11 protein-coding genes are annotated in these 12,324 nt (G+C 64.6%); 2 read left to right on the forward strand and 9 right to left on the reverse strand.

The annotated features are described in order from the left end of the window. Positions 1-4: 4 nt before the first annotated feature. The 9 genes from tssG to tssA form a co-directional block, all read right to left on the reverse strand. Positions 5-1,072 carry a type VI secretion system baseplate subunit TssG gene (gene tssG / locus AC6LJY_RS03875; RefSeq protein ID WP_104142475.1) on the reverse strand — a complete coding sequence of 356 codons (1,068 nt, stop codon included), beginning with the start codon at positions 1,070-1,072 and terminating at the stop codon, positions 5-7. Between the two features lie 4 nt (positions 1,073-1,076). Continuing rightward, the gene (locus AC6LJY_RS03880; RefSeq protein WP_498135356.1) at positions 1,077-1,736 is read right to left on the reverse strand and encodes a DUF3540 domain-containing protein; all 660 of its coding nucleotides are present in this window, start codon (positions 1,734-1,736) and stop codon (positions 1,077-1,079) included. 26 nt (positions 1,737-1,762) lie between these two features. After that, positions 1,763-3,703 (reverse strand): type VI secretion system baseplate subunit TssF, encoded by a 1,941-nt coding sequence (gene tssF / locus AC6LJY_RS03885; protein ID WP_314359294.1) that lies wholly within the window; start codon positions 3,701-3,703, stop codon positions 1,763-1,765. Continuing rightward, positions 3,703-4,197, reverse strand: a complete 495-nt coding sequence (gene tssE / locus AC6LJY_RS03890) for a type VI secretion system baseplate subunit TssE (protein WP_120157674.1) — start codon at positions 4,195-4,197, stop codon at positions 3,703-3,705. Before tssE ends, tssF begins: the two co-directional genes overlap by 1 nt. A gap of 92 nt (positions 4,198-4,289) precedes the next feature. Then, positions 4,290-5,144: a type VI secretion system accessory protein TagJ gene (locus AC6LJY_RS03895; protein ID WP_314359297.1), complete on the reverse strand. Its 855-nt coding sequence runs from the start codon at positions 5,142-5,144 to the stop codon at positions 4,290-4,292. 12 nt (positions 5,145-5,156) lie between these two features. Next, positions 5,157-5,642, reverse strand: coding sequence for an Hcp family type VI secretion system effector (locus AC6LJY_RS03900; RefSeq protein ID WP_046807432.1), 486 nt, complete (start codon positions 5,640-5,642; stop codon positions 5,157-5,159). A gap of 50 nt (positions 5,643-5,692) precedes the next feature. Continuing rightward, positions 5,693-7,195, reverse strand: a complete 1,503-nt coding sequence (gene tssC, locus AC6LJY_RS03905) for a type VI secretion system contractile sheath large subunit (protein ID WP_046807433.1) — start codon at positions 7,193-7,195, stop codon at positions 5,693-5,695. A 31-nt stretch (positions 7,196-7,226) separates the two neighbouring features. Beyond that, complete coding sequence (tssB, locus tag AC6LJY_RS03910; RefSeq protein WP_046807434.1) at positions 7,227-7,775, reverse strand: type VI secretion system contractile sheath small subunit; 549 nt, start codon at positions 7,773-7,775, stop codon at positions 7,227-7,229. Positions 7,776-7,816: 41 nt separating this feature from the next. Further along, positions 7,817-8,926, reverse strand: a complete 1,110-nt coding sequence (tssA, locus tag AC6LJY_RS03915) for a type VI secretion system protein TssA (protein WP_498135422.1) — start codon at positions 8,924-8,926, stop codon at positions 7,817-7,819. Between the two features lie 547 nt (positions 8,927-9,473). Between tssA and AC6LJY_RS03920 the strand changes: the two genes are divergently transcribed. Further along, positions 9,474-11,861 carry a type VI secretion system Vgr family protein gene (locus AC6LJY_RS03920; protein WP_046807436.1) on the forward strand — a complete coding sequence of 796 codons (2,388 nt, stop codon included), beginning with the start codon at positions 9,474-9,476 and terminating at the stop codon, positions 11,859-11,861. Between the two features lie 7 nt (positions 11,862-11,868). Next, entirely contained in the window at positions 11,869-12,321 is a 453-nt protein-coding gene (locus AC6LJY_RS03925) for a hypothetical protein (protein WP_485131036.1), read from the forward strand. The last annotated feature ends 3 nt before the right edge of the window (positions 12,322-12,324 follow it).

Raw genomic sequence — 12,324 nt, forward strand, 5'->3', positions numbered from 1 at the left:
GCGATCAAGCGCGCGGTGTCCTGGAAGGTTGGGCCTGCAAGCGGCCACGTGCCGGCGTCTGTTCGCGGCGTTCATAGTCCAGCAGCAAATCGTCGGCGTCGCCCTGCGCGGGCCGGCGCCTTCCCAGCCACGCCGACAGGCCCAGCGGCCGCTGCGCGCCCAGGCGCACGCCGCCGGCCTCATCGGCGCGCAACACCGGGCGCACGTCCCACGCCAGTTCCACGCCGATGTAATGCCTGACCCAATGCGTCAGCTGCCGCGCGCGCAAGCCGCCCGGCAGGAAGCTCTGGTAATCGTCGAACGTCAACGGACCGACCTCGATGCGGAACTTGTGCTGGGCATCGCGCACCGCCACGCCCAGCACCGAGTCGCGCCCCAAGCCCATCGGGCTGCCCAGCCCAAGCCGCTGCTCGGGCTCCAGGCGTATCCATTGCGGCACGAATTCGCGGATGCGCACCGGCAGGCCGAAGAACGCTTGCAGGATGTGCTTGAGCCCTTCGGGGTTGCGGGTCTGGCGCACCAGGTGCCCCGCCATGAAGTACTTGGCATGGTCCAGCACGGCATCGCGCCGCTGCATCGACGGTTCGCCCATATGCAACAGGCTGGCCACATAGCGCGTGAAGCGCGCGTCCTTGCGGTCCAGGCTGACCGTGCTTTGCGCATCTGCCCAGGCGCGGTAGAACAACAGGATCAGGCGGTGATGGAACACATCGGCAAAGGCGGCCAGCGTGCGGTCGCCGTAGTGCGCCATGCGTTCGTGCGCATGCTCCGTCAGGTGCAGCGGCAAGGGGCCGTTGGGGCCAAACAGGCCGAAGCCATAGATGGAAACTTCAGCCGGCCGGCCGTTCTGCGCCGGCCGCACGCGCGCCACCGTGGACGGTGCGAACGCCATCGACGGCTCTTGCCGCAAGCGCACGGGCTCGTAACGCGCCACGGTATCGCGCCCCAGCGGCTTGCGCGCGCCGCAATGCGCATCGATCCAGCGCAGGGCGTGGAACAGATCGTGCGCGTAGGGCTCGCGCTCCAGGGCACGCCACCACTGCGCGTCGGCGACGGGATGCGTGACGTCCATCCCGTCACCCCATGTGAATCTGCTTGGCGTCAACCTTGACCAGGTCGGCGCCGGTTACCAGCGTGTATGACGCATGCAGCCGCGCGCTTTGCTCGGCCTGGAAATCGATGGAGCCCGCACGCACCTGGTCCACGTCACTGACGCTGCGCATGGACACGCGCGCCATGAGCGTCATGCGGTCCAGCACCGCTTCGTAGTTGCGCCCGACCAGCCGCGTCTCGCCGATAGTGGCATGCAGGTGTTCGGCCACCATGCGAATGCGTTTTGCGGCATGACGTTCTTCGTCGGCGTCCACGGAATATTCGGGCGTGCGGATGTGGACGGCGTCCCGGCCTTGCAAGGTCACGTCGCCCGCGCTTTCCACGCGCACGTTGCCGCCCTGCGAGCGCAGCACCAGATCACCCTGGGTCTCCAACACCGTGCCGGCGGATACCGCCTGCACGGTGACCGCGATGAGATACACGCGCGACGGGTCCGGCCCGCTGATCAGCACCTCATCACCCGGCTGGGGTGCCAGCAGGCAGCTGGCGGCGCGACGCGCCTGCCAGGTGCGGCCATCGCACGCGACGGCGTAGCGGCCGTCGGCTTCGACATGCAGCACCTCACCCAGCAAATGCACCGGGTCATAGGCAATTCGGTTCAAGCTTGCGGCGGATTTCATCATGCGCTCCGGTTCGTGGGGGTGCCTGCCTAGACCGCGGGCCGGCGTCCCATGCGGGGCTTGAAGCGGGCGACTTCGCCGCGCTGCAGGGTCGACAGGACCAGCTCCGACATCATGTTGATCGACACATGGCGCGCGAAAAACTGTTCAAGCACGGCGCCAAACAAATACGGGCTGATGCCGGAGAAGGCCGCCTCGTCCACTTGCAGCGCGATGCGCACGCCGCGCCCATGGACGATGGGACCCGGCACCGGCAAGCGGTGATACACGGGCTTGGCGCTGACGTGCCGCAGCCCGGAGATGTGCTTGCGCACCACCGGATCGGCCAGGTTGCCGTACACGTGCAGCATCTCGCGCAGCGTTTGCGCACCCTGCTCTGTGTCCAGGTCCGTCAGGCTCAGGTAGTTCAGCCCCAAGTGGCTGATCAGGTGCCAGGTGGCGGCGTTCTCGGCCAGCGCCGCACAGGGGCGCGTGGGGCCGTGCAGCACCTTCACCGCGCGCACGGGCGCCGACACGCGCAGCGTCATGTCGGTGTCGGTGCCCAGCGGCAGCAGCATCGCCAGGTCCCGATTGGTGCATAGCGTTTCCAGCGACACATGGCGCAGCTGGCCGGAGAACGGCGCTTCCTGGCGGTCCACCAGCGACAGGAACACTTCACTGCCGGTGTAGCCGGTGCGCGTACCGTTGCGCTGCGCGGTGTCCGAGATCAGCCGGGGCTCGCGGCGCACGGAGTAGTACGCGCCGTAGTCGTCCGGATCGCTGCCCAAGGACCCGTAGAACGGACGGAACTCCTGCTCTTGTTGCTGCGCCGACGCGTGCCCGGTGACCCGCGTCACGCCGAACACTTCGTAGTCCAGCGGGCGGCTGCGATCCACCACCACGTGATATTCCGACGTGCGCGGCGTGATCGCCACTCGATCGGCGCGCTTGGGAAACAGGTTGATGACGGGCGCGCAATGCAGCGCAAGATTGGCGGCGGAGATCGCGCCTTCCAGTTCCGGGGCGGCCACCGAGAACAGGAAGGTCAGATCGAATGCGCGGGTCTCGCGTGGGGTGGATGACACCGGCAGCGCGCCGCCGGCGCCCGCATCCGATGCGGACCTCGGCCCCGTTTTCAATCCCGCTTTCAAGCCATTCACGCTGAAGAACAGATAGCGCTGCGCAAAGGCAAAGTACTCCTGTAGCAAGCGATAGCCCTGGAATACGCGCGCATCGCCCGGCAGCAGCGCCTGGTCGTCGGCAAAACCTTCATGCCGCACCGCGCCTGCCGGCAGCTTGTTGATCCACGCCACCGGCCGGGCCGTGTCGTGGCCCAGCACTGCCACCGTGTGCCCCATCAGCACTTCCAGCAGGCGCTGCATCTGCAAATCCTGCCCGTGCAGATGGAACACCAGTTGGTCCAGGTCCAGGTCTTCCAGCCGCTGCCCGCCGCCGATTTCGATCCGTATGCGCAATGCGCTCAACACGCGCGCGGCGCGGCCGGCAAGGCCCAGCCGCGCCAACGGCAAGTCTTGCGGAGCCGCGGTGAAGTCGGCGTGAGTGACTTGCAGCGGCCACAAGCGCACGGCGTGCCCGGTCGTGAATTCGCACGGCGTCTGCTCGCCACGCGGTACACGGCCGCGCAGCAGCGTGCCGCGTGGCAATTCGAAGCCACCGGCCAAGGTGCCCTCATTCATGCTGGGTGCAAACTGCACGATCGCCATCGACGGCGTGGGCGCCAGATAGTTCGGGTACACCACTTCCAGCAAGCGCTGCGAGAAGCGCGGAAACTCCGCGTCCATCTTCATCTGGATGCGCGCCGTCAGAAAGCTGAAGCCTTCCAGCAGGCGCTCGACGTAAGGGTCGGCCACTTCCGTCGCGTTCATGCCCAGCCGCCCCGCGACCTTGGGATGCGCCTGCGCGAATTCCGCCCCCAGCTCGCGCAGATACACGAGCTCGCGGTTGTAGTAGTCCAGCAAGCGCGCGTCCATCAGAGCCCACCCAGATCGCGCAGATCCATGTGGCCGCTTTCCAGATCGATGTCGGTACGGAACAGGAACTCAAGCGGGTGTGGCACGCACCACAGCATGCCCCGTATTTCCAGGCTGAGCACATTGTGATGTTCGAGCGTGCCCGTGTCCGTTACGCAGCGCACCTCGACCGAGGAATCCAGGATGCGCGGCTCAAACGCGGATATCGCATCGCGTATGGACTCTTCGACGTCGATCCAGTCGATCTCCGACATACGCTTGCCGGCCATCGCGCGCACGCCGAAATTCACGGTCGATGTGGCAACCTGACGATGCGCCGACAAGTCCTGTGAGGTCTGCAAGTTGACGGTATTGAGCAGCCAGCGCAGATCCCGCAACACCGCCGCGCGCAGCTGCTCATGCGTGAGCATGGCGCTGTCGCGAGGTTCTTCGCGACGCGTGGGGTCGTTGTCCATCAAGCGGTCCAGCAACGACGGCTGCAGGCGATCCCGCATGGCGCGCCGCGTACGCTCAGCAGGCGCACTTTGCGCGCTCTGCGAGCCTTGCACGGCCGGCTTCCAGCGGGCGGTGTCGTCGGCGTGGCCCATCACGCGAACTCCACGCTGCGCAGGTCCAGCAGTGCGAACTCGCCCGCGTCGGTCAGCCACATCTTCTGGCCCACGCCCGCGTAGGTGTCGGCATACAACGGCCGCCACTCGGTCACGCGCCCCAGCTTGACGGGATCGGGCTGGTCGATCATCCGTGCGCCCGGCGCCGGCGGGTAACGGGCCGGCACCAGGCCTTGCAGCGTACGGCCGCCCACCAGTTCGATCTCGGCGCGCGACCACACCAGATCGCACAGCCCCTCGGGGGCCAGCAGGCGCAAGCATTTAAGCGCCGTGAAGGGCAGCCACACGTATCGCCCCGCGCCCAGGAACTCGAACACCGGCCCCAGGCGGCTGTCGCCGTCGCACATCCACTGGAACGGCAGTGGGGTATCCTGCCCCACCCCCTGCACACCCCCTCGCCCAACCCCCTGCATAACGCCTTGCACGGTGCCCCCGCGCGCATCGGCGTCCTGCAGGGCGCGGGAACGCTGCTCGGCGACCTCGTCCTTCGGACCCTGCCCGTCCCGATGCAGCGCCGACAGCAGGGCCTGCATCCACGCATCAGGCTCGCTCAACATGACGGGCTCGCCGTCGCCCGCCAGCACCGCCTCGCGCTCGCGCTCCGCCGCGATGGCGCTGGCATACAGCGCGACCGTCGGCCGCGCCTGCGCACTCAGCGCGCCACATACGCTGAGCTGTTCAGCGGCACGAGCCCAGTCTCCCTGCACCACCAACAGTTGGAACAGTTGCGCGCGCAAGTCCGCATCAGCCGGTCGGCGGCGAATCTGCGCCTGCACTTCTTCCAGCTGGCCGGACAGGCTGATCGCGCCGAATGGAACGGCAACCATAGACATCGTGGCCCCGCCCTAGCCGACTTCCTTGTTCTGCTTGATGTCCCAAGCCACCAGGCTTTCAGCCCCCTTGCCGCCCTTCTCCGTCTGTTCCCAGTACTGCTGCTTGACCTTTGCCGCCTGGAAAGCGTAGTTCACCACCACGCCCTCGGCGCTGCGGTCACCAGAGATCTGCACCGAGGACACCAGCACGTCTTCCAGCGTGATCTTGGAATATTCGATCTGCTCGCCGCCCGCCTTGCAAAGCGACAGCTCGATCTTGCCCAGGTGCTTGCCGCTGGCGCAGTGCTTCATCACGGCGGGCGACGCCTTGTCGATGCGCGCCACCACGTGCAGGTCGTTGAAGCTTGCCTTGCCGGCGCCCAGGCCGCCGCCGCTGGCCAGGTTGCCCGGCTGCGTCGCGCCCCACGAGAAGGACACGATATCCGTCCAGTCCTTATGGTTGGCGTCTTTGGATTCACCGTTGGCGCCATCGATTTTCATGAACATATCCACAGCCACATCTGTCTCCTGAAGTTATCGGGCGCGGCTGCGCCCATCTTGTCTGACGCTCAGCCTTCGTTCTGCTTGAGCGAAGGCAGCTTGGACACCAACCGCAGCGACACCGTCAGCCCTTCCAACTGATAGTGCGGCCGCAGGAAAAACTTGGCGGAGTAATAGCCCGGGTTGTCTTCGATTTCCTGCACCTGCACCTCGGCCGCCGCCAAGGGCTTGCGCGCCTTGGTTTCCTGCGACGAGTTCACCGGGTCACCATCCACGTAATTCATGATCCAGTCGTTCAGCCAACGCTCCATGTCGTCGCGTTCGCGGAATGAGCCGATCTTGTCGCGCACGATGCACTTCAGGTAATGCGCAAACCGGCAGCACGCAAACAGGTACGGCAGGCGCGCGGCCAGCTTGGCATTGGCCGATGCGTCGGCCTCGTAGTACTCGTGTGGCTTTTGCAGCGACTGCGCGCCGATGAAGGCAGCGAAGTCGGAATTCTTGCGATGCACCAGCGGCATGAAGCCGTTCTTGGCCAGCTCGGCCTCGCGCCGATCGCTGATCGCGATTTCCGTCGGGCACTTCATGTCCACGCCGCCGTCATCGCTGGGAAAACTGTGGCACGGCAGGTTTTCCACCGCGCCGCCAGACTCCACGCCCCGGATCGACGTGCACCAGCCGTACAACTTGAACGAGCGGTTCACGTTTGCCGCCATCGCATACGCCGAGTTGGCCCAGGTGTAGCGGTCGTGGTTGGCGCCGTCGGTGTCTTCTTCAAAGTCGAATTCATCCACCGGATTCGTGCGCGCGCCATACGGCAGGCGTGCCAGAAAGCGCGGCATCGCCAGCCCGATATAGCGCGAATCCTCGGACTCGCGCAGGCTGCGCCACGCGGCGTATTCGGTGTTGGTGAAGATCTTGGTCAGGTCGCGCGGGTTGGCCAGCTCCTGCCACGAATCCATCTGCATCACATTGGGCGATGCACCCGCAATGAAGGGGCAATGCGCGGCGGATGAGATCTTGGCGATCTCACCCAGCAGCTCCACATCCGGCGGGCTGTGGTCGAAGTGGTAATCGCCCACCAGGCAACCGATCGGCTCGCCGCCGAATTGGCCATACTCTTCTTCATACACGCGCTTGAAGATGGGGCTTTGGTCCCAGCCCACGCCCTTGTGGCGCTTGAGCGTGCGCCCCAGTTCCGCCTTGGAAATACTCATCACGCGGATCTTCAACAGCTCGTCGGTTTCGGTGTTGGTGACCAGGTAATGCAGGCCCCGCCACGCGCCTTCCAGCTGTTGGAATTCGGGATGGTGCATCACGCGGTTGATCTGCTCGGACAGCTTGCGATCAATCTCGGCGATGATCGCCTGGATGGTGCGGTAGGCGTCGGACGACAGGCCGACGCCGCTGTTCTCAAGCGCCTGATGCGCCAGGGTGCGCACGGCGTGTTCCACCGCCTCGCGCGCCTGCTCGGTCTTGGGTTTGAATTCTTTCTTCAGGAGCGCGGACAGGTCGTCGGCTTCCAGGGTATCGACAGCGCGCGCGTCGGCGCGTTTGGCCACTGCGGTCATGGCATTCTCCGAAAAGCGATTCCAGCGGAAACTAGGCGGCCGGGTCCGTGCCGGCGGGGTCGGATGCGGGTGGGGCTTCCGGCTTGGGCGCCGCCGCTAGCGCGTTCATCAGCGCCGGGTTCTTGAGCACGTTGCCGATCAGTTCCTCGGCGCCCGTCTTGCCGTCCATGTAGGTCAGCAGGTTGGCCAGCTGGGTCCGTGCGCTTAACAGCTCGTTCAGCGCGCCAACCTTCTTGGCAACGGTGGCCGGCGAAAAGTCATCGATGCTCTCGAACGTGATGTCCACGTTCAAGTTGCCTTCGCCGGTCAGCGTGTTCTCGACCTGGAATGCCGCGCGCGGTTGGATCGAGCGCATGCGTTCATCGAAGTTGTCGATATCGATATCCAGGAACTTGCGCTCGCCCACTTCGGGCTGGGGCGTTTCGGACTTGCCGGCCAGGTCGGCCAGCACGCCCATCACAAAGGGCAGCTGGATTTTGCGCTCGGCGCCGTAGATCTCCACGTCGTACTCGATCTGCACACGCGGCGCGCGGTTTCTGGCGATGAACTTCTGGCCGCTTCCTTTCAGGCTGGTCGCCATGGTGTTGTCTCCTCTTGTTGGTCTCTGGGGGCTGCGCCGCGCTACGAATCCGGCCGGCTGTCGGTGTCACGGGGCAGCCAGGCCTCGAATTGCTCGAGGCCCTGGGGCGCCAGGTTTTTGATGATGTCGTGAAAGCTCAACGGAATAAGCTGCTGGGTGCGTCGAATGAGATACGGCGCCGGATGCCCGGGCTCGTTGGCTTCGAAGTACGCGCACACCTTGCTCAACATGGCTATGGCGTCATCGCGCGACTGGATGCGGGCGTCCTGCCAGCGCACGCCGGCATGCGTGGCGGCAAGGCCCCGCGCTGTGTCCGCCGACTGCCCGGCTTCGTCTTGATGATCGCCTTGCTGCGCGCCAGGCCCATGGCCGTTGCCGGCGCTGGTCGTGTGCGCCTCGGCAGCCATTCCAGACGCGTCCGCAGAGGTCTGCTGACCGTCGCGCGCGGCATCCAACACAACGTTCAACGTGCGCAAGACTGCGCTGTAATCCGGCGTCCACGTGGCGCCCAGTTTGTCCGTCACCAACTTCTGGATGCGTCGCAACGCATCGCATGCGGCGGCCAGCGCCAGCACATCGGCGTCGCGTTGCGCCCAGGCCTCACGCAGGCGCGCCACCACACGGGGACGGCCTCCCGGATAGCAGTCGGCGTCCTGGCGGCTGCCATCCAGCAGCGCCTCGGTATCACGCAGCGAGAGCTGCCCATGCACACCATTGACCAGGCTGGCCGAGCGCACGCTGCGCGCGCAGCCCTGCATATCGCCGAACGCGGCCAAGGCGTTCATGCGCGGCATGGGGTCGTCCTCGCCCACGCTATCCAGGCGCGGATGCACGGGTTCCCAATAGCGTTCAAGGGTGTCGACGGCCAGCGCCAGACCGTCCGCGTAGCCGGGTATCCCGCGGATCTCGGTCCAGGCACAGGTCAACAGGCTGATCACGCGCAGGTCTCGCGTGCGCTCAAGCAAGGCACGGGCCAGGCGTTCGACCTCGCGCCAGTCGGGCGGCTGCGCAGCGATGATGGTCGAGCCGAACTGCTGTTCGTCCCGGCCGGCCGCGGCTTGCTGCAACTGCAGAAAGTCAGCGTCGTATTCGAGGTCTTCCCCGCAGGGCAGACGTGAATCGAGTGTATTGAGGATATCGGCGAAGTCCATAGTCATTGCTTAGATGCCTGGGGATGCTGCCTGGAACCAACCACTACGCTCCGCGCTGCTTCACGGAAGGGAGAATTCTAGGCAGGTCTTTCCGTATGCAACCGACAACTCACAACCTCAGATTTTTCTTACAGAAACCTAACAAGCCACTAAACAAATGCACACTTCTTGCCCTGCTACGTTGATGTTTTGACATATTCCTTACGTGATACGGGCCGACCTGCAAGTGTTGTTACGGAAGTGTAAAAAACACAAAAGCATGTGATCGCGCTTCGTACCCGCTTTGCGCGGTGCCTACAATCGGCGCTCACGCTGGCAGCAGACCGGCGCGTAAACAGATTCACGAGACAGACGTCCCCGGCATCGGCGTTTTTCGCTTTGCGCTTTTTTGCACGGCGGCGCCCGCCCTTTGCAAGCGGCCCCAGTGTGGCCGGCCATCCCATTGCAGTCGTTACGACGCGCGCCGTTTGCGCGTCCGGTGCATCCCAACCCAGCAAGCGCAGCAGCAGCAGCAGCAGCAGTTGAATTCTCATAAGGAGACGATGAGATGGACCGCAACGTGCCAAGCGAACGCGTCGTCAAGGCGCATACGCCCCTGCCGCCCGAGCAATTGAAATTTCGCGGCATGCACGGCGCCGAAAGCCTGTCGCAGCTATTTGAGTTCGAGGTTGAGCTGGTCTCGGAGTCCTATTCGCTGGACATGAAGTCGCTGCTTGGCAAACCGCTGACGCTTGAAATCGAAACCACGCCGGGCGCGCCGCGCTATCTCAGCGGACACATCACCCGCTGCGTGCTGGTGGGCCGTGAGAACAACACGTCGCGCTACACCATCTACCGCGCCACCGTACGCCCGTGGCTGTGGTACCTGACGCAAACGTCGGACAACAAGATCTTCCAGAACAAGAACGTGCCCGACGTGATCCGCGAGGTGCTCAAGGATTACAGCTACCCCGTTGAGTTCAAGCTGACCGAGACCTATCGCAACTGGGAATACTGCGTGCAGTACCAGGAAACCGACTACGCCTTCATCTGTCGGCTGATGGAACACGAGGGCATCTATTTCTGGTTCAAGCACGACAACGGCAAGCACACGCTGGTGCTGACCGACGACATCACGCAGCACGAACCCGTTGCCGACTACGAACAAATTCCGTATTACGGCCCCGACCGCATCACGGTGCCGCGCGAAGACTACATCCACAAATGGGAAGTGGCCGAGCAGATCACGCCGGGCGCCTTCGCCACCACCGATTACCACCCGCTGACGCCCGCTGCCAGTCTGGAAGCGCGGCGCAACAACCCGGGCGCCTATGACCACGGCGACCTGGAAATGTACGAATGGCAAGGCGGCTACACCAACCCGGACGATGCCGAGCATTACACGCGCGTGCGACTGCAAGACCTGCAATGCCGGCAGGAACAAAGCACCGGCGCATCCAATGCGCGCGGGCTGTCGACCGGGCATCTGTTCACGCTGCGCAATCATCCACGGCAAGCGGAAAACCGCGAGTATCTTGTCGTCAGCACCTACTACCGCATTCGCGAAACGGGCTACGCAAGCGGTCAGATAGACCCCGGCGATTTCGATCTGGAATTCGTGGTGCTGCCCTCCAGCACGCAGTTTCGCGCCCCGCGCGTCACGCCGATCCCCCGCACCCACGGGCCGCAGACGGCAACGGTAGTCGGTAAGCAGGGCGAGGAAATCTGGACCGACAAGATGGGCCGCGTCAAAGTGCAGTTTCACTGGGACCGCTACGGCAAGAAGGACGAGAACAGTTCGTGCTGGGTGCGCGTGTCGAGCCCCTGGGCGGGCGGCGGCTTTGGCGGCATCCAATTGCCGCGTGTGCGCGACGAGGTCATCGTGGATTTCATTGGCGGCCAACCCGACCGCCCCATCGTGATCGGGCGCGTGTTCAATGCGAACAACCTGCCGCCGTGGGACCTGCCCGACAATGCCACGCAAAGCGGCTTTCTTAGCCGCTCGAAAAGCGGTACGCCAGCCACCGCGAACGCGTTGATGTTCGAAGATAAAAGCGGCTGCGAGCGAATCTGGCTGCACGCAGAGCGCGAGCTGTGCACCGAGGTCGAAGCCAACGAGACGCACTCGACCGACCTGAACCGCAACACCACCATCGGCCAGAACGACACCACCAAGATAGGCGGCTTTCGCGACATCAACATCACCGGCACCGACAACTTGAAAGTCGGCAAGCGCCGCGACGTGTACGTCACGGGGCACGAGGAATACACCGTCAAGGCCTCGCGCACCGTCAACGTGAAAGACGGCCTGATGGATGAGAAGTTCGACAACGGCTTGAAGACCACCGTGGCCGCCAAGGGCGAAGAACGCGAGATCACGGGGCTGTTCAAGGAGACCTTGAAGACGGGCCAGGAGGTCAACGTCACCGGCGGCAACTCGCTGCATCACGTCAAGGACGGCACGCTGACTGAAAAGGCCAAGGGCAAGGTCGAGGTGCTGTCCACCGATGCAAACATGGACGTGAAGGCCAAGACGGCGATGTTGGTGCAGTCCGAAACCGCCACGATGGACATCAAATCCAAAGGCAAGGCGCACATCGAATCGGAAGGCTCGACGGTGATGGTCAAGGCCCAGGGCAACATCACGCTGCAAACGCCGGCCGACGTGGTGATGGACGCTGCCAACGTAAAGGATTTGTCCAAGGAAAGCTGGTTGCAGGCCACACCGTTCTCGATCGGCCTGGCGGTGGCCAAAGCCGAATTCGGGATGCATCGAATGGCGTTGTTCCGCACCACCGTCATGCTGAACCTGTCGTTCACGAACTACGCGGCGGTCAGCAGTATTGGCCAGTTGGTGTCGTACCGCACGACCGGGTCCAGCTACGCGTTCGACCTTCAGAAGGCCGAGCAGGTCGGCCTGGGCGCATCCATGGTCGGCCTGTGGTCCATCATTTGAGACGCTCATGTCGGACTTCGTGACGGCCTGGCCGGACTGGGGAAAATGGGTGGTGCTGGGCTTGCTGTTGTCGGGCGTGCAGGCGGCCTTCATGCTTCGGCGCGAACGCCGACGCCGGGCGGCCGGGCGCGCGGAAACCGAACGCCTGGACGCGGTCCGCGCCACGGGCGTGGCCAGCACCGCACGCGTGATGGCAGCGCGCGACACGCGTACCCGCATCGGCGAGACGCTGTATTTCGTCATCGAGCTGGAGCTGGAGGTTGCCGCCACCGATGCCACGCCGGCGTTTACGCGCACGGTACGCGTGCCGCTGTCGCCGCTGCACCTGGCCGAGTTCGGTGCGGGCAAGACCGTGCAGGTGCGCGTGCAGGCGCGGGAGGGGTCCGCGCAACGGTCGCGCGAAGGGTCGCGGGACAATGCCGCCACCTATGACGTCGCCATTGATCAGCCCACCGGATAGCCC

Source organism: Achromobacter sp. RT286_PF (assembly GCF_059760425.1).

Bases quoted from the DNA above. Each gene is read 5' to 3' on its own strand.
- AC6LJY_RS03925 (WP_485131036.1), top strand. From the start codon at position 11,869: ATGTCGGACTTCGTGACGGCCTGGCCGGACTGGGGAAAATGGGTGGTG.
- tssF (WP_314359294.1), bottom strand. From the start codon at position 3,703: ATGGACGCGCGCTTGCTGGACTACTACAACCGCGAGCTCGTGTATCTG.
- AC6LJY_RS03880 (WP_498135356.1), bottom strand. From the start codon at position 1,736: ATGATGAAATCCGCCGCAAGCTTGAACCGAATTGCCTATGACCCGGTG.
- tssA (WP_498135422.1), bottom strand. From the start codon at position 8,926: ATGGACTTCGCCGATATCCTCAATACACTCGATTCACGTCTGCCCTGC.
- tssC (WP_046807433.1), bottom strand. From the start codon at position 7,195: ATGACCGCAGTGGCCAAACGCGCCGACGCGCGCGCTGTCGATACCCTG.
- tssE (WP_120157674.1), bottom strand. From the start codon at position 4,197: ATGCGGGATCGCCTGCAGCCGTCGTTGCTGGACCGCTTGATGGACAAC.
- AC6LJY_RS03895 (WP_314359297.1), bottom strand. From the start codon at position 5,144: ATGTCTATGGTTGCCGTTCCATTCGGCGCGATCAGCCTGTCCGGCCAG.
- AC6LJY_RS03920 (WP_046807436.1), top strand. From the start codon at position 9,474: ATGGACCGCAACGTGCCAAGCGAACGCGTCGTCAAGGCGCATACGCCC.
- tssB (WP_046807434.1), bottom strand. From the start codon at position 7,775: ATGGCGACCAGCCTGAAAGGAAGCGGCCAGAAGTTCATCGCCAGAAAC.
- tssG (WP_104142475.1), bottom strand. From the start codon at position 1,072: ATGGACGTCACGCATCCCGTCGCCGACGCGCAGTGGTGGCGTGCCCTG.